The 22,432-nt window shown below is 63.6% G+C and carries 22 protein-coding genes; 13 read left to right on the forward strand and 9 right to left on the reverse strand.

The window, feature by feature from the left end:
* Nucleotides 1-42: 42 nt before the first annotated feature.
* Nucleotides 43-702: a nicotinate-nucleotide adenylyltransferase gene (gene nadD / locus J5X93_RS22995; RefSeq protein ID WP_043211166.1), complete on the reverse strand. Its 660-nt coding sequence runs from the start codon at nt 700-702 to the stop codon at nt 43-45.
* Nucleotide 703: 1 nt separating this feature from the next.
* On the reverse strand, nt 704-1,975 hold the full coding sequence (locus J5X93_RS23000; RefSeq protein WP_102082032.1) for a glutamate-5-semialdehyde dehydrogenase: 1,272 nt from the start codon (nt 1,973-1,975) through the stop codon (nt 704-706).
* Nucleotides 1,976-2,270: 295 nt separating this feature from the next.
* Here J5X93_RS23000 and J5X93_RS23005 point away from each other — a divergent pair, with 295 nt between their 5' ends.
* Nucleotides 2,271-2,963, forward strand: coding sequence for a DNA-3-methyladenine glycosylase (locus J5X93_RS23005; protein WP_090346798.1), 693 nt, complete (start codon nt 2,271-2,273; stop codon nt 2,961-2,963).
* A gap of 4 nt (nt 2,964-2,967) precedes the next feature.
* Nucleotides 2,968-4,284, forward strand: coding sequence for a bifunctional DedA family/phosphatase PAP2 family protein (locus J5X93_RS23010; protein WP_090346799.1), 1,317 nt, complete (start codon nt 2,968-2,970; stop codon nt 4,282-4,284).
* A 153-nt stretch (nt 4,285-4,437) separates the two neighbouring features.
* Here J5X93_RS23010 and J5X93_RS23015 read toward each other — a convergent pair whose 3' ends face one another.
* Genes J5X93_RS23015 through J5X93_RS23025 form a run of 3 tightly spaced genes read right to left on the reverse strand, consistent with a single transcriptional unit; the run spans nt 4,438 to nt 6,113 of the window.
* Nucleotides 4,438-5,028, reverse strand: a complete 591-nt coding sequence (locus J5X93_RS23015) for an LON peptidase substrate-binding domain-containing protein (RefSeq protein ID WP_043211231.1) — start codon at nt 5,026-5,028, stop codon at nt 4,438-4,440.
* A gap of 9 nt (nt 5,029-5,037) precedes the next feature.
* Nucleotides 5,038-5,754, reverse strand: a complete 717-nt coding sequence (locus J5X93_RS23020) for an LrgB family protein (RefSeq protein ID WP_043211158.1) — start codon at nt 5,752-5,754, stop codon at nt 5,038-5,040.
* The gene (locus J5X93_RS23025; RefSeq protein WP_070092174.1) at nt 5,751-6,113 is read right to left on the reverse strand and encodes a CidA/LrgA family protein; all 363 of its coding nucleotides are present in this window, start codon (nt 6,111-6,113) and stop codon (nt 5,751-5,753) included. Before J5X93_RS23025 ends, J5X93_RS23020 begins: the two co-directional genes overlap by 4 nt.
* A gap of 160 nt (nt 6,114-6,273) precedes the next feature.
* Here J5X93_RS23025 and J5X93_RS23030 point away from each other — a divergent pair, with 160 nt between their 5' ends.
* From J5X93_RS23030 to J5X93_RS23040, 3 genes are all read left to right on the forward strand, one after another.
* On the forward strand, nt 6,274-6,729 hold the full coding sequence (locus tag J5X93_RS23030; RefSeq protein ID WP_043211153.1) for a MaoC family dehydratase: 456 nt from the start codon (nt 6,274-6,276) through the stop codon (nt 6,727-6,729).
* Nucleotides 6,730-6,922: 193 nt separating this feature from the next.
* Nucleotides 6,923-8,656, forward strand: a complete 1,734-nt coding sequence (locus J5X93_RS23035; protein ID WP_102082034.1) for a C13 family peptidase — start codon at nt 6,923-6,925, stop codon at nt 8,654-8,656.
* Nucleotides 8,657-8,684: 28 nt separating this feature from the next.
* Nucleotides 8,685-9,329: an oxidoreductase gene (locus J5X93_RS23040; RefSeq protein WP_043211149.1), complete on the forward strand. Its 645-nt coding sequence runs from the start codon at nt 8,685-8,687 to the stop codon at nt 9,327-9,329.
* Between the two features lie 74 nt (nt 9,330-9,403).
* Here J5X93_RS23040 and J5X93_RS23045 read toward each other — a convergent pair whose 3' ends face one another.
* From J5X93_RS23045 to J5X93_RS23060, 4 genes are all read right to left on the reverse strand, one after another.
* Nucleotides 9,404-9,691, reverse strand: coding sequence for a YceK/YidQ family lipoprotein (locus J5X93_RS23045; RefSeq protein ID WP_043211146.1), 288 nt, complete (start codon nt 9,689-9,691; stop codon nt 9,404-9,406).
* Nucleotides 9,688-10,317 (reverse strand): flavin prenyltransferase UbiX, encoded by a 630-nt coding sequence (gene ubiX, locus J5X93_RS23050; protein ID WP_043211143.1) that lies wholly within the window; start codon nt 10,315-10,317, stop codon nt 9,688-9,690. Before ubiX ends, J5X93_RS23045 begins: the two co-directional genes overlap by 4 nt.
* Nucleotides 10,314-11,663, reverse strand: coding sequence for a UDP-N-acetylmuramate:L-alanyl-gamma-D-glutamyl-meso-diaminopimelate ligase (gene mpl, locus J5X93_RS23055; RefSeq protein ID WP_250034040.1), 1,350 nt, complete (start codon nt 11,661-11,663; stop codon nt 10,314-10,316). Before mpl ends, ubiX begins: the two co-directional genes overlap by 4 nt.
* Before the next feature lie 66 nt (nt 11,664-11,729).
* Nucleotides 11,730-13,700: a sigma-54-dependent Fis family transcriptional regulator gene (locus tag J5X93_RS23060; protein ID WP_250034041.1), complete on the reverse strand. Its 1,971-nt coding sequence runs from the start codon at nt 13,698-13,700 to the stop codon at nt 11,730-11,732.
* A gap of 267 nt (nt 13,701-13,967) precedes the next feature.
* On the opposite strand from J5X93_RS23060, the gene exaC reads away from it, so the two are divergent.
* From exaC to ppa, 8 genes are all read left to right on the forward strand, one after another.
* A complete protein-coding gene (exaC, locus tag J5X93_RS23065; protein ID WP_070575988.1) occupies nt 13,968-15,488 on the forward strand; it encodes an acetaldehyde dehydrogenase ExaC in 1,521 nt (506 codons plus the stop codon).
* Between the two features lie 184 nt (nt 15,489-15,672).
* Nucleotides 15,673-17,121 (forward strand): ethanolamine permease, encoded by a 1,449-nt coding sequence (gene eat, locus J5X93_RS23070; RefSeq protein ID WP_070573967.1) that lies wholly within the window; start codon nt 15,673-15,675, stop codon nt 17,119-17,121.
* A 48-nt stretch (nt 17,122-17,169) separates the two neighbouring features.
* On the forward strand, nt 17,170-18,564 hold the full coding sequence (locus J5X93_RS23075; RefSeq protein ID WP_070573965.1) for an ethanolamine ammonia-lyase subunit EutB: 1,395 nt from the start codon (nt 17,170-17,172) through the stop codon (nt 18,562-18,564).
* An 8-nt stretch (nt 18,565-18,572) separates the two neighbouring features.
* Nucleotides 18,573-19,391, forward strand: a complete 819-nt coding sequence (eutC, locus tag J5X93_RS23080) for an ethanolamine ammonia-lyase subunit EutC (RefSeq protein ID WP_043210319.1) — start codon at nt 18,573-18,575, stop codon at nt 19,389-19,391.
* Between the two features lie 107 nt (nt 19,392-19,498).
* On the forward strand, nt 19,499-19,957 hold the full coding sequence (locus tag J5X93_RS23085; protein ID WP_043210178.1) for a GNAT family N-acetyltransferase: 459 nt from the start codon (nt 19,499-19,501) through the stop codon (nt 19,955-19,957).
* Nucleotides 19,958-20,204: 247 nt separating this feature from the next.
* Entirely contained in the window at nt 20,205-20,852 is a 648-nt protein-coding gene (locus J5X93_RS23090) for a DedA family protein (RefSeq protein WP_043210180.1), read from the forward strand.
* Between the two features lie 6 nt (nt 20,853-20,858).
* Entirely contained in the window at nt 20,859-21,674 is an 816-nt protein-coding gene (locus J5X93_RS23095; RefSeq protein ID WP_250034045.1) for a M90 family metallopeptidase, read from the forward strand.
* 92 nt (nt 21,675-21,766) lie between these two features.
* Nucleotides 21,767-22,294 (forward strand): inorganic diphosphatase, encoded by a 528-nt coding sequence (gene ppa / locus J5X93_RS23100; RefSeq protein WP_043210184.1) that lies wholly within the window; start codon nt 21,767-21,769, stop codon nt 22,292-22,294.
* The last annotated feature ends 138 nt before the right edge of the window (nt 22,295-22,432 follow it).

Genomic DNA, 22,432 nt, shown 5'->3' on the forward strand with positions numbered 1-22,432 from the left:
AGAAACTCGTTCAATTCATGAATGAGGCGCCTGGTGGCGCCGTCAGTGCGACGCACGGTAAAGGTCGTGCGCCTCGATATAGGCCAGTACTGCGTCCGGCACCAGGAACCGTACCGACTTGCCGCTGGCCAGCAGCTGTCGGATCTGCGTGGCGGACACCGCGAGCGGCGTCTGCCAGACGAACGAAATGTGCCCCGCCGGGCCGGACATGGCGGTGGGATCGCTCTCCGAGCGCGCAGCCAGCAGGTTGCGCAGCTCGTCAGGGGGTTCGACATCGGCATCCGGGCGTTGCAGCACCAGGATGTGACAGTGTTGCAGCAACTCTTCCCAGCGATGCCAGCTGGGCAGTCCGCAGAATGCGTCCCAACCCAGCACCAGGAACAGCTGGTCGTCAGCGCCGAGTTCGGCGCGGATCGACTCCAATGTATCGATGGTGTAAGACGGTTTGTCCCGCGAAAGCTCCCGCGCATCCACACTCAGCCGCTCGACCCCGGCCACGGCGCAACGCACCATGGCCAGGCGGTCCTGGGGTGCCACCTGCGGGGTGTCGCGGTGCGGTGGCCGGGCGTTGGGCAGCAGGCGCAGCTCATCCAACGCCATGAACTCGGCCACTTCCAACGCGCTGCGCAGGTGACCGATGTGCACAGGGTCGAAAGTGCCGCCGAGAATGCCGATGCGCCGGACTGCCTGGGCCTTGCTCAACTCAGCAGGACTCCTGACCGCGCAGCTGGCCGTCACCGATCACCACGTACTTCTCGCAGGTCAGCCCTTCCAGGCCGACCGGTCCGCGGGCATGCAGCTTGTCGGTGGAGATGCCGATCTCCGCGCCAAGGCCATACTCGAAACCATCGGCGAAGCAGGTCGGGGCGTTGAGCATCACCGAGGCCGAGTCGACCTCGGCCATGAAACGCCGGGCCTGGCCCTGATGCTCGGTGATGATCGAATCGGTGTGGTGCGAGCCATAGTGGTTGATGTGCTCGATGGCCGCGTCCAGGCCTTCGACGACACGGATCGACAAGATCGCGTCGAGGTATTCGGTGTGCCAGTCGTCTTCGCTGGCCGGATTGGCGGCGATGATCGCTCGGGTGCGTTCGCAGCCGCGCAGTTCGACGCCCTTCTCCTGGAAGCGGCGGGCCATCTCCGGGAGGAACGCCTCGGCGACAGTGGCATCCACCAGCAGGGTTTCCATGGCGCCGCAGATGCCGTAGCGATAGGTCTTGGCGTTGAACGCGACGCGCCAGGCCTTGTCCAGGTCAGCATGTTGGTCGACATAGACGTGGCAGATGCCGTCCAGGTGCTTGATCACCGGTACCCGGGCATCGCGACTGATGCGTTCGATCAGGCCACGACCGCCACGCGGCACGATCACATCGACGAACTCAGGCATGCTGATCAGCGCGCCCACGGCCGCGCGGTCGGTAGTCTCGACCACTTGGACCACGGCCGCCGGCAAGCCGGCCTCGGCCAGGCCCCGCTGGATGCAGGCGGCGATTGCGCGGTTGGAATGAATGGCTTCGGAGCCGCCACGCAAGATGGTGGCGTTGCCGGACTTCAGGCACAGGCTGGCGGCGTCGATCGTCACGTTCGGGCGCGACTCGTAGATGATCCCAATCACGCCCAGCGGCACGCGCATCTTGCCGACCTGGATGCCCGACGGGCGGTAGCTCATGTCTCGGATGGCACCGACCGGATCCGGCAGGCTGGCCACCTGGCGCAGGCCGGTGATCATGCCGTCGATGCGCGCCGGGGTCAGGGCCAGGCGATCCAGCAATGCCGGCTCCAGGCCGTTGGCGCGGCCATTGGCCAGGTCCTGTTCATTGGCTGCTGTCAGCTCGGCACGGGCGGCATCCAGGGCGTCTGCGGCGGCCTGCAGGGCGCGGTTCTTCTGCGCGGTGCTGGCACGGCCGATCACGCGCGAGGCCTCACGGGCGGCGCGACCCAGGCGGGTCATGTAGTCAAGAACGGACTCAGTCATGGGCTCGGTGTCTTGGCGAAGGGGAAATCGGCTGATTATAACTGGCACGCTCGGGTACGCCCAGCGGCGGGTGGCGGATGGTCGAAAATGAGCGACAGGATCTGTAGGAAAGATGTAACTACCCATATCGAAATTTTGCCAAACCGATCATGGGGCAACCTGCTGCCCCCAGAAAACGACACAGCGCATGCGAAAACGGCTTTATCCGCGAAAGGGGCACTGCTACCCCTCGGTTCAGCCTCGATTAAGCCATTAATTGCTATCATCTGCGCCCCGACCACCACGAGCCGACCGCATGCCAGACACAGCCCCCTGCCCGGCCCGCGCCCTGCCCGACAGCTTCTTCGACCGAGACGCCCAGACCTTGGCCCGGGACCTTTTGGGCAAGGTGATCCGCCACCGCCAGGGCAATCTCTGGCTCGCGGCACGCATCATCGAGACCGAGGCCTATTACCTCACCGACAAAGGCAGCCACGCCTCGCTCGGCTACACCGAAAAGCGCAAGGCGCTGTTCCTCGACGGTGGGCACATCTACATGTACTACGCCCGCGGCGGCGACTCGCTGAACTTCAGCGCCCACGGCCCGGGCAATGCCGTGCTGATAAAATCCGCCTACCCCTGGGTGGACGCGATTTCAGATGCCAACAGCCTGGCGCAGATGCAACTGAACAATCCCGATGCCAGCGGCAACCTGCGTCCGGCCGAGCGCCTGTGCGCGGGGCAGACCCTGCTATGTCGAGCCCTGGGCCTGAAAGTGCCGGACTGGGACGCCAAGCGTTTCGACCCTGAGCGCCTGTATGTCGAGGACTGCGGTGCAGTGGTAGCGCAGGTGATCCAGACCACTCGCCTGGGCATCCCCCATGGCCGCGACGAACATCTCCCCTACCGCTTCGTCGATGCCGAATACGCGCGCTTTTGTACACGGAACCCGCTGCGCCGGGGCCAAGTCGAAGGGCGTGATTTTTCCATCCTGAAACAAGGAAGCTGACCCCATGGGCCAATGGCTCGACAGCCTGACCGGCTGGCTCAGCGCCAACCCCCAGTGGCTTGGCCTGGCGATTTTCCTGGTGGCCTGCGTGGAATGCCTGGCCATCGCCGGCATCATCGTGCCGGGGACCGTTCTGCTATTCGCCGTGGCCGTGCTGGCCGGCAGCGGCGCCTTCAGCCTCGGCGAGACATTGCTGCTGGGCTTTCTCGGCGGGCTGCTGGGGGACGCGGTGTCGTACTCACTGGGCAAGCGGTTCCATCAGAACATCCGCCGCCTGCCGCTATTGCGCCATCATCCGGAATGGATCGGCAGCGCCGAGGCCTACTTCCAGCGTTATGGAATCGCCAGCTTGCTGGTAGGACGCTTCATCGGCCCGCTGCGACCGATGCTGCCCATGGTCGCAGGCATGTTCGACATGCCGCTGCCGCGCTTCATCGCCGTCAGCCTGCTGGCCGGCGCCGGCTGGTCGGTGGCTTACCTTTTGCCGGGCTGGGCCACCGGGGCGGCTATGCGCCTACCTCTGCCGGAAGGGTTCTGGCTGGATGCAGGCGTCATCGCCGGCACATTGGCGGTGCTGATCGGCTTTAGCCTCAACAGCAGCCTGCGTGACCAGCGCTACGGCACACGCCTGATCGCCGGCCTGAGCCTCCTCGCCTTGGCAGGCATCTTCTTGGGCTGGCCATTTCTGCACGAATTCGACCAAGGAATCATGACCCTGGTGCAGGAGCACCGTAGCCAGGCAGTCGATGGCGCCGTGGTGCTGATCACCCGCTTGGGAGATTTTCGTACACAGCTGTTCCTGGGTGGCTTGCTCACCGGGCTTCTGTTGCTGGCACGGCAGTGGCGTCATGCCCTGTTCGCCGGTGGCGCGCTGATGGGTACGGCGATCGCCAACGGCACGTTGAAATGGCTATTCGCTCGCGCACGCCCCGAAGTACTGACCGACCCACTGACCAGCTACAGCATGCCCAGCGGCCACAGCTCGGCGTCGTTTGCGTTCTTCCTGGTGCTGGCAGTGCTGGCCGGACGCGGCCAGCCACCGCGCATGCGCCTGACCTGGGTGATGCTGGGCTGCCTGCCGGCACTGGCGATCGCCTTGTCGCGGGTATACCTGGGGGCCCATTGGCCGACCGATATCCTTGCCGGAGCGCTGTTGGCGTGTTGCGTCTGCGCGCTGAGCCTGACCCTGGTGCAGCATCGCCAACCCCTTCAGGCCTTGCCGCTGCGCGTGTGGTGGCTGGTACTGCCGGCCTGCGTTGCCCTGTTGGCGTTCTTCGCCCTGCACGCCCTGCCCCAGGCGCTGTTGCGCTACCAATATTGAGACGCGACCGGTTCGGTGTACTCGCCGCCGCATTCACAGGTAAACCCGCTCCTACCACTCTTGCGTTATTTCTGCGGGAGCGGGTTTACCCGCGAAAGGGCCCGGACAAGCAATGCAACGGACCGTTGCATCTACTGCGCTGCACCGGGCAATTCAAGCAAACAGCTCGCCCTGGATGCGGTCCAGCAGGTTCTGGATGGCCTCAAGCCGCAACTGCGGCGAGTCGATGGCCAACAGGTCGAGCTTGTCTTCTTCCATGAACGGCAACAGGTAGCCCAGCTGGTTGGCCAGGGACTGGCATCCATCCACGGCCCGCGGCATATCCAGCGCCGCCACCATCGGGTGTTCACCCAGCGCTTGCAGCAGCGCCAGCAGATCGTCATCCCGCTCGGACAACGCGCTGTCCGCAAGCTCCGGCAGCCAGTGCACATCGCCAACCATCAACTGATCTTTCTGCACCTCGGTCTGCTCCAGGCGGAAACGCCGCACGCCTTCCACACGGATGCCCAGCAAGCCGTTTTCCTGCTGCACGAAGTCGCGGATCAGCGCCTCGCAGCCGACCGAGGCCACCACCGGCGGCGCCTTGCCGACCTGCTCGCCCTCGAGGATGCACACCACGCCGAACCCACCGCCCTGCTTCATGCAACGGCTGATCATGTCCAGGTAGCGCGCCTCGAAAATCTGCAGATCGAGCAGGCAGCCGGGAAACAGCACGGTATCGAGGGGAAACAGCGGTAGCGTCATCTTCATTCCTCACACCAGCAGGCTGACCGCCAACGGCAGGAACACCGCCGTGGCCACGCCCATCAGGCTCATCGCCAGCGCGGCGAAGGCGCCGCATTCGTCACTTTCCTGCAAGGCAACCGAGGTGCCTACCGCATGAGCGGTGATGCCCAGAGACATGCCGCGCGCCTCGGGGCTGAGCACGCCAAAGCGGGTCAGCAAAGCCGGGCCGAAGATTGCCCCGATCACCCCGGTGATCAGCACGAACACCGCTGCCAGAGCCGCAACGCCACCAATCTGCTCGGCCACCAGCATGGCAATGGGTGATGTCACCGACTTTGGCGCCATGGTCATCAGGATCATGTGCTCGGCCCCAAACCACCACCCCAGCGCCAGGCACGCCACGGTGGCGAACAGGCCTCCGATTACCAGCGTAGTAAATGTCGGCCAGAACAGTTGGCGGATCCGCCGCAGGTTCAGGTAGAGCGGCACAGCCAAGGCCACGGTGGCCGGGCCCAGGAGGATGTAGAGGATCTCGGTACTCTTGCGATACTCGGTGTAATCGATGCCACACGCCAGCAGTACGCCGATGACCAGCACCATCGACATCAATACCGGTTGCAGGAAGATCCAGCGGGTTTTCTCGTAGGCTGCCAACACCACCTGGTAGGCCCCCAGGGTGATGCCAATACCGAACAGAGGATGGTGGATGACCGCGTCGAGCGCGCCTTGCCAGTCGAACATCATGGCTGCTCCTTGTGCTTGCCTTGGCGGTTGATGAGCTTTTGCATCAGCACACCGACGAACACTAGGGTCACCAGGCAGGAAATCACCAAGGCGCCGGCGATGGCCCAGAAGTCCGCGGCGATGTCCTTGGCATAGACCATCACACCCACCGCCGGCGGCACCAGCAGCAACGGAAGGTAGCGCAGCAGGCTACCGGACGCCTCACTCAAAGGCTTGCCCACTTCCCCTCGCACCATCAGCGATACCAGCAACAGCAGCAGGCCAATGATCGGTCCCGGCAAGATGGGTACGAACAGATGATTGATCGCCGTCCCCAGCAGTTGAAACAACACCAGCCAGGTCAAACCACGCAACAGCATAAGGATCTCCTCCAGGCAGTGCGGCCATTATAAGCATGCGCCCGGCAGCCCTAGTAAGCCGATTTGCGGCGAAAAGATGACAACTTGACTGTAACGGACGGCCGTGATGATCTTGCACTGCCGTACCAAATCGAGCAGCAAGACAACCTGGAGAGTCGCGATGCCCTATGTACCTGTTAGCGCGTTATCGCAGTATGTCGGCAAGGAACTGGGACGTTCCGAGTGGTTGAAGATCGATCAGCAGCGCATCAACCTGTTTGCCGAGGCCACGGGGGACTTCCAGTTCATCCATGTCGACCCAAACAAGGCCGCCAAGACGCCATTCGGCGGCACCATCGCCCACGGTTTCTTGACCCTCTCGCTGATTCCCAAGTTGATGGAGGACATTCTCGTCCTGCCCGAAGGTCTGAAGATGGCGCTCAACTACGGGCTGGACAGCGTGCGATTCATCCAGCCGGTAAAGGTGGACAGCCGGGTGCGCCTGAGAGTCGAGCTGGCCGACGCCACCGAGAAAAAGCCCGGGCAATGGCTGCTCAAGATCACCGCCACCCTGGAAATCGAAGGCGAGGAAAAACCGGCCTATATTGCCGAGCCACTCTCGTTGTGCTTCGTCTGACTCGGGACAACCCGCCAGCCCTACACGAGTGAACCGCTCCCACAGGCGCGGCGCTTCCATCAAAAGCACCGCAAAACCTGTGGGAGCGGCTTTACCCGCGAAGGGGCCGCACAGGCCATAGGCGTGCGGCGCCCAGTACCTTCGCCGGCGCATTCTGCGGCATACTCGACGCATCGTTTGCCCGGAATCCGCCATGCGCGCACTGCTGCCCTTCACCTTGATCCTGCTGCTCGCCGCTTGTGGCGAAGGCGAACCCTTGTCGCCACCGGATGCTCGTCTGCCCGATGGGGGCCGCTACCGAGGGCAGGTGGTCGACGGCCTGCTGCAGGGCGAAGGGCGCATCGACTACCCCAATGGGAGTTGGTACGCCGGCACTTTCCTCAACGGCCAATGGCATGGCCAGGGCGAGTGGCACGGCAGTAATGGCGAGATCTACCGAGGTCAGTTCGCCGAAGGCCTGTTCCATGGCTTGGGCGATCTGACCACACCCGGTAGCCACTACGCGGGCACTTTCAAGCATGGCCGGCGCGACGGCGAAGGCACCCTCAAGCAAAACGACCAGACCTACCGCGGCCAGTTCGCCAACGACCAGTACGAAGGCGCCGGCGAACTGGAGCTGGCCGACGGCAGCCGCTACCAGGGCTTGTTCGCCAAAGGCAAACCCAACGGCGCCGGCGTCCGCAGCGATGCCAGCGGCAATCAGTTCAGTGGCCACTTCGTCGACGGCTTGCTCCAGGGAGCCGGTACCTACGACAGCGTCGAAGGCGAGCAATACATCGGCGAGTTCAAGGACAACCGCCTCGAAGGCCGCGGACGTTACGAGAACGCCGAGGGCGATGTATGGATCGGTGACTTCAAAGACGGCACCCTCGACGGCCAGGGCGAGATGCTCGGCAGCGATGGCAGCCGCTACAAAGGCGGCTTTCGCGACTGGCAGTTCAGCGGCAAAGGCCACCTGCAACTCGCCGACGGTAGCCAGTATGTGGGCAATTTCGAGAACGACACCTACCAGGGCCATGGCCGGCTGATCCAGGCCAACGGCAAGGTCGAAGGCGGGTATTGGGTCAAGGGCGTACGGGTACGCGACGAGAAGAACAAACTGCTCCCCGACCCGCTGGATCTGGCCCTGCTCAACCAAGGCCAACTGCTCGAGCGGTCGCTGGCCAGCGTGCCGCCTTCCCAACCGCCGATCCAGCTGTATAGCCTGGTTGTGGCTGGCGACGGCCAGCAGAGCGTGTTTTTGCGTGAGGCCGACTACGTGAGCAATATGCTCAAGATCCGCTTCGGCGCCCATGGCCAGATCACCTTGGTCAACCACCGCGACCATATGGCCGACCGTCCCATGGCCACTCGCGAGAACCTTACCCGTGCCGCGCGCACCCTGGCCGAGCGCAGCGGCCCTGAAGACCTGATTTTCATCTACCTCACCAGCCATGGCAGCCCTGACCACCAACTGGTATTCGACCAGCCCCGCCTGCAACTGGCGGACCTGTCCGCCGACGAATTAGCCAGCGCCTTGGCTCCGCTCAAGGAGCGCGACAAGGTCATTGTGATCTCGGCCTGCTATTCAGGTGGCTATATCGCCCCGCTCAAGGACGACCGCACGCTGATCATGACTGCGGCGCGCCCCGACCGGGTGTCCTTCGGCTGTTCGGAAGAGGCTGATTTCACCTATTTCGGCGACGCCCTGTTCGCCGAAGCGCTGAATCAGACCGACGACCTCAAGCAGGCCTTCGAACTGGCGCGCGCCAGTGTTGCCGAACGTGAAAGAAGGGAAGGTTTCGAAGCCTCCGAGCCGCAGCTCTGGGCGCCGCCTGCAGTGCTTGCACACTGGCAGAGCCTGCGCCGGCAACAGGCCGAGGAAGCCTTGCGCAATGAAGCCCAACCAGTGCGTGGGGACCAGGCAAAAACACCTGAGGCCCACTAAGCTTGGTAGTAACAAAGGGAGAGACATCATGTACTTGACGCCTCAGCATGTCCTGCTTGCCGGAGCCACGGGTCTTACGGGTGAACACCTGCTCGACCGCCTGCTCAACGAGCCCACCATCAGCCGGGTGCTGGCGCCGACCCGCCGCCCGCTGGCCGAACATCCACACTTGGAAAACCCCGTGGGTGATCCGGCCGTGTTTCTCCCGCAACTGGCCGGTCGCGTCGATATCGCTTTCTGCTGCCTGGGCACCACGCTCAAGCAGGCAGGCTCGGAAACCGCCTTCCGCGCCGTAGACCTGGACATGGTCGTCGCCTTCAGCAAACGAGCCCGGGAAATGGGCGCCCGTCACCTGCTGGTGGTCAGCGCCCTGGGCGCCGACCCCAAATCGTCGATCTTCTACAACCGGGTCAAGGGCGAGATGGAAGAAGCACTCAAGGCCCAGGACTGGCCACAATTGACCATCGTCCGACCTTCGCTGCTGCTGGGAGACCGTGTCGAACCCCGGGCAAGCGAACGCATTGCCGCCCCCTTCGCCCGCCTGATCCCTGGCAAGTACCGGGGCATTGAAGCCTGCACCCTGGCCCGAGCACTGTGGCGCCTGGCTTTGGAGGAAGAGGACGGGATTCGGATCGTCGAGTCCGACGAGTTGCGCAAGCTGGGCAAGAAATAGCCTAGCGCTGGCAAACCCGCTCCCACCTGACCTGCGCAAGGCCCGTTGGGAGCGGGTTCACCCGATAAACGCCCTCACAGACCGCCCGTGGCGTTGAACCCCACCCCTGCCGCGGTCAGCAACGACAGTGGCAATAACAATGTGTCCAGCAATGCGCTACCCGGCAGGTCCAGCCCCGGGTAAGCCGGCGCCTGGGCGCCAAAGCGATCCTCGGGGCAGCAGCCGCCGTTCATCACATACAGGTCCAGCCGCGTTCCTGCATACACGACCGGTGCCCCGGGTTTGTTGGCATCCAAGGTGCGCACGGTCGCGCAGCCGCTGAGCAGCACCACCGCCAGCATTCCCACCAGCAGTCGGCTCAATCGTCAGCCCCGAAATGATGCTCACCCCAGCGCGGCAGCATGTCCTGGGGGATGTTCAGCAGATTGAGGATGCGCGCCACGACGAAGTCGACAAGATCGTCGATGGTCTGGGGCTGGTGATAGAAGCCTGGGGCCGCCGGCAGGATCACCGCGCCCATCTGCGACAGCTTGAGCATGTTCTCCAGATGGATGGTCGAGAACGGCGCCTCGCGGGGCACGAGGATCAACTGGCGGCGCTCCTTGAGGGTGACGTCCGCGGCACGCTCGATCAGGTTGTTGCAGGCTCCCGTGGCGATGGCCGACAACGTTCCGGTGGAGCACGGCACCACCACCATCGCCGCCGGCGCGCCGGAGCCGGAGGCCACCGGCGCCATCCAGTCTTCCTTGCCGTACACGCGGATCTGCCCGTCGGCAGCGCCTGTATACTCGGTGAGGAAGGTCTGCATCGCTTGAGGTTTGGCCGGCAGTACCACGTCGGTCTCGGTGGACATCACCAATTGCGCGGCCTTGGAGATCAGAAAGTGCACCTCCCGGTCCTCGCGCACCAGGCAATCGAGCAGGCGTAGGCCATATTGCGCGCCGGAGGCGCCGGTCATGGCCAGGGTGATGCGCTCCGGACCGCTCACTTGAGGGCCTCGGCCAGTTTGCCGTGCAGCCCGCCAAAGCCGCCGTTGCTCATGATGACCACGTGGGTGCCTGGGCGCGCCTGGCCTTTGACCCGCTCAATGATCGCCTCGAGGCTGTCGGCCACTACCGAGGGTACCTTGCACTGCGCTGCGGTGGCCGCCAGGTCCCAGCCCAGGTTGGGGGGGGCGTACCAGATCACTTGGTCGGCGTGCTCGACGCTGTCCGGCAGGCCGTCACGGTGGGCACCCAACTTCATGGAGTTGGAACGCGGCTCGATCACCGCAATCACCGGCGCCTCGCCGACGCGCTTGCGCAGGCCGTCGAGGGTGGTGGCGATGGCGGTCGGGTGATGGGCGAAGTCGTCATAGATGGTCACGCCTTGAACCTCGGCGACCTTTTCCATCCGCCGCTTGACGCTCTTGAAGGCGCTCAGGCCTTCAATGGCCATGGCCGGCGCCACCCCCAAATGGCGAGCTGCAGCCAAGGTGGCCAGGGCGTTGGCGACGTTGTGCTGGCCGGTCAACTCCCACTGGACTGCTCCTTGGACCACGCCTTCGAACAACACCTCGAAGTGCGAGCCATCGGCGCTCAGCAGGCGCGCCTGCCATTGGCCGCCCTCGCCTGTGGTTTGCACCGGCGTCCAGCAACCCATGCCGATGACGCGCTCCAAGGCCTGTTCTGTGGTCGGGTGGATGACTAGGCCTTCGCTAGGGATGGTTCGCACCAAATGGTGGAACTGCCGCTCGATGGACGCCAGATCTGGGAAGATATCCGCATGATCGAACTCAAGATTATTGAGGATCGCCGTACGGGGGTGGTAATGGACGAACTTCGAACGCTTGTCGAAGAAGGCGCTGTCGTACTCGTCGGCTTCGACGACGAAGAACGGCGTGCCGCCCAGGCGTGCCGATACCGAGAAGTTCTGCGGCACGCCGCCGATCAAGAAGCCCGGGCTCATGCCTGCATGTTCCAGCACCCAGGCCAGCATGCTGCTGGTGGTGGTCTTGCCGTGGGTCCCGGCCACTGCCAGCACCCAACGGCCCTGCAGCACGTGATCGGCCAACCACTGAGGGCCGGAGACATAGGGCAGCCCCTTGTTCAGCACGTACTCCACGGCCGGGTTGCCCCGGGACATGGCGTTGCCGATCACCACCAGGTCAGGCGCTGGCTCCAGCTGGGCCGGATCGTACCCTTGGGTCAACTGGATGCCCTGGGCCTCCAACTGAGTGCTCATGGGAGGGTAGACGTTGGCGTCGGAGCCGGTGACCCGATGGCCCAGCTCCTTGGCCAGCACCGCCAGCGAACCCATGAAAGTGCCGCAAATACCGAGAATGTGAATGTGCATGGTCGACCTCGCAAAACTTCGGGGCAGGTTAGCCCAGGGCGAGGGAAATCGCACTCGCTGTTTCGCTCAACCCGCCCTGGCGATGCCGTGTTTGCGCAGTTTTCGATACAAGGTGTTGCGACTGATGCCCAGATGCTCGGCGACATGTGTCATGTGCCAGTGTTTTGCCTCTAGCACGGTCAGCAGCGCGTCCCGCTCGGCATGCTCGAGCGTGGCGGGATCTTTGTGGGATCGGGCCTGCCCCGCAGTGGCGCCAGCAGGGTCGACATCCTTGACACGTTCGTGGGCCAAACCCGCTCCCATCGAGTAGGCGCCCGCTTTCACGATGGCTGGCAAGTCGGAAAACTCGATGCGATTGTCTTCACACAGAGCGACCAGCGTGCGCAGCACATTGCGCATCTGCCGCACGTTGCCCGGCCAGGCAAACTTCAGCAACGCCTGGCGAGCGGACGGTGCGAGGTCGATGGCCTCGCCAGAGGCCTCCTGGCGCAACAGGAAGTCGAGCAACTGCGCCTTGTCGCTGCGCTCGCGCAACGCCGGCAGCGCCACTTCCAGGCCGTTGAGCCGGTAATACAAGTCCTCGCGGAAGCTGCCCTCGCTCACCCGTTCCAACAGGTCACGGTGAGTGGCGCTGATGATCCGTACATCCACCGCCTGGGGCTCCCCCCCAATCGGCACCACCTGGCGCTCCTCCAGCACCCGCAGCAGGCGAGTCTGCAGGGCAAGCGGCATATCGCCGATCTCGTCGAGCAGCAAGGTGCCACCGTCGGCCTGCAGCAGCTTGCCGCGCATGCCCTCCTTACGTGCCCCGGTGAAACTGCCACCGCGATAGCCGAACAGCTCACTCTCGATCAGGCTCTCGGGGATCGACGCGCAATTGATGGCCACGAATGGCTTGTCGCGACGCTGACTGGCCTGGTGCACGGCCTGGGCGAACGCCTCCTTGCCGCAGCCGGTCTCGCCGCACAGCAGCAGCGGCACGTCACGTTCGAATACTCGCACGGCACGGCGCAAGTCCTGCTCCAGTGCAGGGTCGACCACGCAAATACCCGTAGGGATGTCACGCCGGATCTCGGGCAGGCTCGCCGGCACCGACCAGGCGGATGCCCGCGCCTGGCCACGCAGGGTGGCGAACACTTGGCGGCCATCGCGGGTATGCAGCGGCCAGGCCGTACTGCCTTGGGGTGTGGCACGACTGAACAGTTCGTCATGACTACAGGCGAAGAACATTCCTACCGGCTTGCCGAGCATACCGCCGCGGATGGTGCCCAGCAGGTTCAGCGCGCTCTGGTTGACCGCGCAGATCCGGCCGTCACCGTCGAATGCCACCAGCCCTTCACTGAACAGCCCGACCGACTCGGCCTGCAGGTGGAAGCGCAGCAGCCACTGATGCTCGAAATGACGCAGGAAGTAGCAGCTCTCGATCATTTTTGCCGACAGGTTGACCAGCGCCATGGTGTGGAACTGGCTCTGTCGCGAGACCTCCGGGCGGGCCGAAGACACATCGAGTACCGCCAGCAGTTCTCCGTGTGGATCGAACACCGGGCTCGCCGAGCAGGTCAGGCCGGTATGCCGGCCGCGGAAGTGCTCGCCTTGATGAATGGTCAAGGCCTGGCGCTCGACCAGGCAGGTGCCGATGCCATTGGTGCCTTCGCGAGCCTCGCTCCAGTCGGCGCCCAGCCACAGCCCGGCACGCTCGAAAATGCGCCGCTCGGTGGGGGCGGTCACGCAGTTGAGGATCACGCCGCGAGCATCGGTCAGCAGCACGGCATGGCCAGCGCCGGAAAGCTGCTGGTGCAGGCTGTTCATCTCAGTGTCGGCGATCTGCAGCACCTGCTGCAGGCGTTCGCGGCTTTCCAGCAGGCGACCATGCTCCAGCACCACAGGCGCCTGGGCCTGGGCCGGGTCGAGATGATAGTCCTCCAGGCAACGCAGCCAGGAGCGCGCGATCGAAGGGTCGCTGCCTGGCCCACTGGCCTGCCCACTGGCGACCGTGAGCACCTGGTGGGCATGGCGGCTGAACGAGTTGCTCTGCATTGTTGTTCTTCTCCGCAGATAGAGCGTTGCGCCAGCATCCTCCACCTGTCAGCGCATTGCAACGACACGCTGACCACTGAGTCATATGCTGTACCGGGAGCGGTACAAAATGTCACGACAGGCGTGCCACTGTTGCCACAGCCGCGCCCCCCACTTCCTCACCGCATCAGGCAAAGCCCTTGATCTACAAGGGGCGCACGGCACTGGCCCGACCTTTGCTCTACGCTTTTCAACTCCGCAACAAACACAATAGCCAGGAGACACACCATGCGTTACGCACATCCGGGTACCGAAGGCGCGAAAATTTCCTTCAAGAGCCGCTACGGCAACTACATCGGCGGTGAGTTCGTTCCTCCGGTCAAGGGTGAATACTTCACCAACACCTCCCCGGTGAACGGCCAGCCGATCGCCGAATTCCCACGCTCCACTGCCGAAGACATCGACAAAGCCCTGGATGCCGCCCACGCCGCCGCCGACGCCTGGGGCCGCACCTCGGTGCAAGACCGCTCCAATGTGCTGCTCAAGATCGCCGACCGCATCGAGCAGAACCTGGAGATCCTGGCCATCACCGAAACCTGGGACAACGGCAAGCCGATCCGCGAAACCCTCAACGCCGATATCCCGCTGGCGGTCGATCACTTCCGCTACTTCGCCGGCTGCATCCGCGCCCAGGAAGGCGGCGCCGCCGAAATCAACGAAAACACCGTGGCCTATCACATCCACGAGCCGCTGGGCGTGGTCGGGCAGATCATCCCATGGAACTTCCCGCTGCTGATGGCCGCCTGGAAGCTCGCGCCGGCGCTGGCCGCCGGTAACTGCGTGGTGCTCAAGCCCGCCGAGCAGACCCCGCTGGGCATTGCCGTGCTGATGGAACTGATCGGCGACCTGCTGCCCAAGGGCGTGCTCAACGTGGTGCAAGGCTTCGGCCGCGAGGCCGGTGAAGCCCTGGCCACCAGCAAGCGCATCGCCAAGATCGCCTTCACCGGCTCCACCCCGGTCGGCTCGCACATCATGAAATGCGCCGCCGAGAACATCATCCCGTCCACCGTGGAGCTGGGCGGCAAGTCGCCGAACGTCTATTTCGAGGACATCATGCAGGCCGAGCCTGCCTTCATCGACAAGGCCGCCGAAGGCATGGTGCTGGCGTTCTTCAACCAGGGCGAGGTGTGCACCTGCCCATCGCGCGCCCTGGTGCAGGAGTCGATCTACCCGCAGTTCATGGAAGTGGTGATGAAAAAGGTCCTGCAGATCAAGCGCGGCGACCCGCTGGACACCGACACCATGGTCGGCGCCCAGGCCTCCCAGCAGCAGTTCGAGAAGATCCTCTCGTACCTGGACATCGCCCAGAAGGAAGGCGCCGAGCTGCTGACCGGCGGCAAGGTGGAGAAACTCGAAGGCAGCCTGGCCACCGGCTATTACATCCAGCCGACCCTGCTCAAGGGCAACAACCAGATGCGCGTGTTCCAGGAAGAGATCTTCGGCCCGGTGGTCAGCGTCACCACCTTCAAGGACGAAGCCGAAGCCCTGGCGATCGCCAACGACACCGAGTTCGGCCTCGGCGCTGGCGTATGGACCCGCGACATCAACCGCGCCTACCGCATGGGCCGCGGCATCAAGGCCGGTCGCGTATGGACCAACTGCTACCACCTGTACCCGGCTCACGCTGCGTTCGGGGGCTACAAGAAGTCCGGTGTCGGCCGTGAAACCCACAAGATGATGCTCGACCACTATCAGCAGACCAAGAACCTGCTGGTGAGCTACGACATCAATCCGCTGGGCTTCTTCTAAATCGCGTTGCCTTTTTCGCGGGTGAACCTGCTTCTGCAGTGCTTGTGCTGTGGGGCTGGGTTTACCCGTACGGCCCAACAACCAGGGCGATGGCGTGCACCACCGCTCTGGCTCGCTTCTTGCCAGACCAATCACCAAGGGCCGGAACGCTTCTGGCCACCAAGAAAAACAACAGGTGAACACTATGCCAAGCGATCACTCCGGCAGCGCGCCGGCGAGCTCTTCGGTCGACTTCGAGAAAGTCGACGCGGATTATTTCCAGCACCGACAACTTAAAAAAGGCGCCGCCGGCTGGGTCCTGCTGGTCGGCCTGGGCGTGGCGTATGTCATCTCCGGTGACTATGCCGGCTGGAACTTCGGCCTGGCCCAAGGCGGCTGGGGTGGCATGTTCCTCGCCACCTTGTTGATGGCCACCATGTACCTGTGCATGTGCTTTTCCCTGGCCGAGCTGTCCTCAATGATCCCCACCGCCGGTGGCGGCTACGGTTTCGCGCGCAGTGCCTTCGGGCCTTGGGGCGGGTTCCTGACGGGCACGGCGATCCTGATCGAATACGCGATCGCGCCCGCGGCCATCGCTACCTTCATCGGCGCCTATTGCCAGTCACTGTTCGGCATCGGCGGCTGGATGGTCTACCTGGCCTTCTACATCATCTTCATCGGTATCCATATCTTCGGTGTCGGTGAAGCGCTCAAGCTGATGTTCATCATCACCGCCGTCGCCGCGATCGCCCTGGCGGTCTTCCTGGTGGCCATGGTGCCCCATTTCGAGGCATCCAACCTGTTCGACATCGCCCAGACCGACGCGGCCGGTGCCAGCAGCTTCCTGCCCTTTGGCTACGTCGGCATCTGGGCGGCGATCCCCTACGCCATCTGGTTCTTCCTCGCGGTCGAAGGCGTTCCCCTGGCAGCCGAAGAAACCAAGAACCCTCGCCGTGACCTGCCACGCGGCCTGATCGGCGCCATGCTGGTGCTGGTCGCCTTCGCCCTGCTGATCTTGGTGATCGGCCCCGGCGGCGCCGGTTCCGAAGCCTTGAAGGCTTCCGGCAACCCACTGGTCGAGGCATTGGCCAAGGCCTATGGTGGTTCCACCTGGATGGGCAGCTTCGTCAACCTGGTCGGCCTGGCCGGCCTGATCGCCAGCTTCTTCTCGATCATCTACGCCTATTCGCGGCAGATCTTCGCCTTGTCGCGCGCCGGCTACCTGCCGCGCAAGCTCTCGGAAACCAACAAGAGCAAGGCGCCGGTACTGGCGCTGGTGATCCCCGGCATCATCGGCTTTGGTCTTTCGTTGACCGGCCAGGGCGACCTGCTGATCCTGGTGGCCGTGTTCGGCGCCACGCTCTCCTACGTGCTGATGATGGCCGCGCACATCACCTTGCGCATCCGCCGCCCTAAGATGGAGCGTCCTTACCGCACCCCAGGCGGAGTCTTCACCTCGGGCGTGGCCCTGGTGCTGGCCTGCGTGGCCGTGGTCGCCGGTTTCCTGGTGGACCCACGCGTGGTGATTGGCGCTGCCGTGATCTATGGGGTATTAATTGCCTACTTTGCTTTCTACAGCCGTCACCACCTCGTGGCGGGGACGCCGGAAGAAGAATTCGCTGCGATCCAGAAGGCCGAAGAGGCCCTGCACTGATCGCCGACTTACGCCGCGGGCCGACCCGCGGCGCTCTGGAGATTCTGTATGGCAAGTTTCGTACACACGGTAGGCAACCAGATCTACCGCTTCGACAGTCTCAAGGACGTCTTAGCCAAGGCCAGCCCGGCCCGCTCGGGCGACTACCTGGCAGGCGTCGCGGCCAGCAACGATGGCGAGCGTGTCGCCGCGCAGATGGCCTTGGCCGACATCCCGCTGACGCACTTTCTCAACGAGGCGTTGATCCCTTACGAGGCGGACGAAGTCACCCGGCTGATCATCGACACCCATGACAAGCAAGCCTTCGCCCCGGTCAGCCACCTGACCGTCGGCGGGTTTCGCGACTGGCTGCTTAGCGAGGCTGCCGACGAACAGAGCCTGCGGGCCCTCGCCCCCGGCCTGACTCCGGAAATGGCCGCGGCGGTGTCGAAGATCATGCGTGTCCAGGACTTGGTGCTGGTCGCGCAGAAGATCCGCGTGGTAACGAAGTTTCGCGGCACCATGGGCCTGCGCGGACGTCTTTCGACCCGCCTGCAACCCAACCACCCGACCGACGAACCGGCCGGTATCGCGGCGAGCATTCTCGACGGCCTGCTGTATGGCAACGGCGATGCCATGATCGGCATCAACCCGGCCACCGACAGCATCGCCTCGATCTGCACCCTGTTGGAAATGCTCGATGCCATCATTCAGCGCTATCAGATTCCGACCCAATCCTGCGTACTGACCCACGTCACCACGTCGATCGAAGCGATCAACCGTGGCGTGCCGCTGGACCTGGTGTTCCAATCCATCGCCGGCACCGAGGCTGCCAACGCCGGTTTCGGCATCAACCTCAACGTACTCAAGGAAGGCTACGAGGCAGGCCTGTCGCTCAAGCGCGGTACCGTCGGGCAGAACCTGATGTACTTCGAGACAGGCCAAGGCAGCGCGCTGTCGGCCAACGCCCACCATGGCGTGGACCAGCAAACCTGCGAAACCCGCGCCTACGCCGTGGCACGTCACTTCAACCCGTTCCTGGTCAACACCGTGGTCGGTTTCATCGGCCCGGAGTACCTGTACAACGGCAAGCAGATCATCCGCGCCGGCCTGGAAGATCATTTCTGCGGCAAGCTTTTGGGCGTGCCCATGGGCTGCGACATCTGCTACACCAACCATGCCGAAGCCGACCAGGACGACATGGATACGCTGCTGACCTTGCTGGGCGTGGCCGGGATCAACTTCATCATGGGTATCCCCGGCTCCGACGACATCATGCTCAATTACCAGACCACCTCCTTCCATGACGCGCTCTATGCGCGCCAGACCCTGGGCCTAAAACCTGGGCCTGAGTTCGAGGCCTGGCTGGAACGCACCGGGATCTTCACCCAGGCCGATGGCCGGGTACGCTTCGGTGACCAACTGCCGCCAGCCTTCCGCCAGGCACTGGCACAGCTTGCATAGGGATGACCATGGACCGACAGACACCCACTCCCGAAAATCCCTGGCTGGCCCTGCGCAACCTGACCCCGGCACGCATCGCCCTCGGCCGCACCGGCACCAGCCTACCGACCGGCGCGCAGCTGGACTTCCAGTTCGCCCACGCCCAGGCCCGCGACGCCGTGCACCTGCCCTTCGACCACGCTGGCCTGCGCGAGCAACTCAATGCCCGTGGGCGCGAAACCCTGCTGGTGCACAGCGCGGCCAGCGACCGCCACCAGTACCTGCAGCGGCCCGACTTGGGCCGGCGCCTGGACGAGGATTCCGTCCAGCGCCTGCGTGAACACGCCCAGACCAACCCGGGCGGCGTCGATCTTGCGATCGTGGTCGCCGATGGTCTGTCGGCCCTGGCCGTGCATCGCCATACCCTGCCCTTCCTGGCCCGCTTCGAAGAGCAGGCCGCAGCCGACGGCTGGCGCTGTGCACCCGTCGTGCTGGTGGAACAGGGTCGTGTGGCAGTGGCCGATGAAGTCGGTGAACTGCTCGGCGCGCGCATGACGGTCATGCTGATTGGCGAACGCCCGGGCCTGAGCTCGCCCGACAGTCTGGGTCTGTACTTCACCTATGCGCCCAAGGTCGGCCTTACCGATGCCTACCGCAACTGCATCTCCAACGTCCGCCTGGAGGGCCTGAGCTACGGCATGGCGGCCCACCGTCTGCTGTACTTGATGCGCGAGGCCTGCCGGCGCCAGCTCTCCGGGGTGAACCTCAAGGACGAAGCCGAGGTGCACAGCATCGAGAGCGAGGCGGCTTCAGGCAAAAACGGAAACTTCCTGCTGGGAGAGCGGTAAAAAACATGTAATGGAAGGCGGATTGCGCTTCTAACCTGCTTTGGGCAGCATGCGATTGAAGCTGCTGGCAATCCGCCGTATCCCCAAATGGACACTGAGGGCCGCACATGCGCATCATCAAGGCAACCCTGGAACACCTCGACCTGCTGACCCCATTGTTCGTGAAGTACCGCGAGTTCTATGGGCAGTTGCCCTACCCGGACAGCTCACGCAGTTTTCTGGAAAAACGCCTCAAGCGGGGCGAATCGGTGATCTACCTGGCCCTACCGGATGACGAAGAGGGTCGCCTGCTTGGCTTCTGCCAGCTGTACCCGAGCTTTTCCTCCCTGTCGCTCAAGCGCGTGTGGATCCTCAACGACATCTACGTGGCCGAAGATTCCCGGCGCATGCTGGTGGCCGATCATCTGATGCGTGAAGCCAAGAAGATGGCCAAGGACACCAACGCCGTGCGCATGCGGGTCTCTACCAGCAGCGACAATGACGTGGCACGCAAGACCTACGAATCGATCGGTTTTCGCAAGGACACCGAGTTCGAAAACTACATTTTGCCGATCACTCAGGACTGAGCACCGCCTTATCCTGTGGGAGCGGGTTTATTCGCTCCCACAGGGGGATGAATCGCTTGGATTCCCTGAGCAACGCCCCTCGAAACCCGCCGCTACAAACTCCCCGGGCACATTCCTGCCATCGCCGTATAATGCCCTTCCTGTCATGTGTGAAAATTTACCCATCCGCAGGTAAAAAAGCCTACGCCCTTGGCACAGTCCGTCATCGTGCGCCCGTAGCTGCGGGTCAAGAACACAGGTGTTGTACATGGAATTCAACCCGCTGGACCTTATCCTGCATCTCGATGCTTACCTCGATCTGCTGGTCACCAACTACGGCCCCTGGATCTACGCGATTCTCTTCGCGGTTATCTTCTGCGAAACCGGCCTGGTGGTGATGCCCTTCCTGCCGGGCGACTCCTTGCTGTTCATCGCTGGCGCCGTCGCTGCAGGCGGTGGCATGGATCCGGTACTGCTGGCCGGCCTGCTGATGGCGGCGGCGATCCTGGGCGACAGCACCAACTACGTCATCGGCCGAACCACGGGCGAGCGACTGTTCCGCAATCCCAACTCGAAAATCTTCCGCCGCGACTACCTGCAGCGTACCCATGACTTCTACGAGCGCCATGGCGGCAAGACCGTGACCATGGCGCGCTTCCTGCCGATCCTGCGGACTTTCGCGCCATTCGTCGCTGGCATCGCACACATGCTCTACCCGCGTTTTTTGGCCTTCAGCATCACAGGTTCGCTGCTGTGGGTCGGCGGCCTGGTGACCCTGGGCTACTTCTTCGGCAACGTCCCGTTCATCAAGCAGCACCTGTCGCTGATGGTCGTCGGCATCATTATCCTGTCGCTGGTGCCGATGATCCTGGGTCTGCTGCGTGGCCGCCTGGGCCGCACGGCGAAGGCCCACTGACCGGTCATGTGGTCGCTGCGCGCCTGGCGTCGCCGACGTACCCTGGCTCGATACCCCGTCGATCCGCAGCTGTGGCAGGTGATTCGCGAGCGCCTGCCCATGCTCGACGGCATCAGTGACGAAGAAGACCGCACCCTGCGTGAAGCCTGTGTGCTGTTTCTGCACGACAAGCACCTGACCGCCTTGCCCGGGGTGCAGTTGGACGACGAACAGCGTCTGTTCCTCGCCGCCCAGGCCCAACTGCCGCTGCTGCATCTAGGCGAGCTGAACTGGTACCAGGGCTTCCACGAAATCATCCTCTACCCCGACGACTTCGTGAGCCCCCAGCGCCACCGCGACGCCAGCGGTGTCGAACACACTTGGGACGCCGAGCACAGCGGTGAAGCCTGGCAACAGGGCCCCGTGATCCTGGCTTGGCCCGGGGCGCTGGCCAGTGGCGGCTGGGAAGGCTACAACCTGGTGATCCACGAACTGGCCCACAAGCTCGACATGCTCAATGGTGATGCCAATGGCCTGCCGCCGCTGCACAAGGGCATGCGCGTGGAAGACTGGGCCAGCGCCATGCAGCAGGCCTATAACGACATGAACCGGCAACTGGACGCCAATCCCGACGCCGAGACCGCCATCGACCCGTACGCCGCCGAAAACCCGGCGGAATTCTTCGCCGTCACCAGCGAGTACTTCTTCAGTGCGCCCGACCTGCTGCACCAGGTTTATCCACAGGTGTACCAGCAACTGGCGCTGTTCTATCGCCAGGACCCGCTCGCACGCCTGGACCGGTTGCAGGCCGAGCACCCTCTGTACCGCGAAACCCAGGCCTGACGGGGCCGCACATCCGGCGGGGCGTGGCATGCCCGGTAGGAATGTGCCTATAATCGCCGCCACTTTTTGGTCAAACACGGGGGCACTGCCCAATGAGCTACAGCAAGATTCCGGCGGGCAAAGACCTGCCGAACGACATCTACGTCGCCATCGAGATCCCGGCTAATCACGCGCCGATCAAGTACGAGATCGACAAGGACAGCGACACCCTGTTCGTCGACCGTTTCATGGCCACCCCGATGTTCTACCCTGCCAACTACGGCTACATCCCGAATACCCTGGCCGACGACGGTGATCCGCTGGACGTGCTGGTCGTGACCCCGTACCCGGTCGCTCCAGGTTCGGTCATCCGCGCCCGTCCGGTCGGCGTCCTGCACATGGACGACGAGAGCGGTGGCGATGCCAAGGTCCTGGCCGTTCCGCACGACAAGCTGAGCCAGCTGTACGTCGACGTGAAGGAATACACCGACCTGCCAGCCCTGCTGCTGGAACAGATCAAGCACTTCTTCGAGAACTACAAAGATCTGGAGAAAGGCAAGTGGGTCAAGGTCAAGGGCTGGGAAGGCGCTGATGCCGCCCGTGCCGAGATCACCAAGTCGGTTGCCGCCTACAAGGGCTAAGACCGGATTGAAGAAAAGCCCTGCTTCGGCAGGGTTTTTTTTGCCTGGTTGAAATGCACGGCACCTTCACGCGAAACGGCCTACTTCGCCCTACGCAAAGCTCCGACAATTGCATTTATTTCCTACAAAACTCATCAA

The sequence above is a fragment of the Pseudomonas sp. BYT-1 genome, assembly GCF_023611805.1.
GTDB lineage: Bacteria > Pseudomonadota > Gammaproteobacteria > Pseudomonadales > Pseudomonadaceae > Aquipseudomonas > Aquipseudomonas guariconensis.

Coding starts and splice junctions, on each gene's coding strand:
- J5X93_RS23035 (WP_102082034.1), top strand. CDS start 6,923: ATGCGCGCACTGCTGCCCTTCACCTTGATCCTGCTGCTCGCCGCTTGT.
- J5X93_RS23025 (WP_070092174.1), bottom strand. CDS start 6,113: ATGCTGTTGCGTGGTTTGACCTGGCTGGTGTTGTTTCAACTGCTGGGG.
- J5X93_RS23075 (WP_070573965.1), top strand. CDS start 17,170: ATGGCAAGTTTCGTACACACGGTAGGCAACCAGATCTACCGCTTCGAC.
- eutC (WP_043210319.1), top strand. CDS start 18,573: ATGGACCGACAGACACCCACTCCCGAAAATCCCTGGCTGGCCCTGCGC.
- exaC (WP_070575988.1), top strand. CDS start 13,968: ATGCGTTACGCACATCCGGGTACCGAAGGCGCGAAAATTTCCTTCAAG.
- J5X93_RS23020 (WP_043211158.1), bottom strand. CDS start 5,754: ATGATGTTCGACTGGCAAGGCGCGCTCGACGCGGTCATCCACCATCCT.
- J5X93_RS23015 (WP_043211231.1), bottom strand. CDS start 5,028: ATGACGCTACCGCTGTTTCCCCTCGATACCGTGCTGTTTCCCGGCTGC.
- eat (WP_070573967.1), top strand. CDS start 15,673: ATGCCAAGCGATCACTCCGGCAGCGCGCCGGCGAGCTCTTCGGTCGAC.
- J5X93_RS23030 (WP_043211153.1), top strand. CDS start 6,274: ATGCCCTATGTACCTGTTAGCGCGTTATCGCAGTATGTCGGCAAGGAA.
- J5X93_RS23000 (WP_102082032.1), bottom strand. CDS start 1,975: ATGACTGAGTCCGTTCTTGACTACATGACCCGCCTGGGTCGCGCCGCC.
- mpl (WP_250034040.1), bottom strand. CDS start 11,663: ATGCACATTCACATTCTCGGTATTTGCGGCACTTTCATGGGTTCGCTG.
- J5X93_RS23060 (WP_250034041.1), bottom strand. CDS start 13,700: ATGCAGAGCAACTCGTTCAGCCGCCATGCCCACCAGGTGCTCACGGTC.
- J5X93_RS23040 (WP_043211149.1), top strand. CDS start 8,685: ATGTACTTGACGCCTCAGCATGTCCTGCTTGCCGGAGCCACGGGTCTT.
- J5X93_RS23095 (WP_250034045.1), top strand. CDS start 20,859: ATGTGGTCGCTGCGCGCCTGGCGTCGCCGACGTACCCTGGCTCGATAC.
- J5X93_RS23005 (WP_090346798.1), top strand. CDS start 2,271: ATGCCAGACACAGCCCCCTGCCCGGCCCGCGCCCTGCCCGACAGCTTC.
- J5X93_RS23010 (WP_090346799.1), top strand. CDS start 2,968: ATGGGCCAATGGCTCGACAGCCTGACCGGCTGGCTCAGCGCCAACCCC.
- J5X93_RS23085 (WP_043210178.1), top strand. CDS start 19,499: ATGCGCATCATCAAGGCAACCCTGGAACACCTCGACCTGCTGACCCCA.
- ppa (WP_043210184.1), top strand. CDS start 21,767: ATGAGCTACAGCAAGATTCCGGCGGGCAAAGACCTGCCGAACGACATC.
- J5X93_RS23090 (WP_043210180.1), top strand. CDS start 20,205: ATGGAATTCAACCCGCTGGACCTTATCCTGCATCTCGATGCTTACCTC.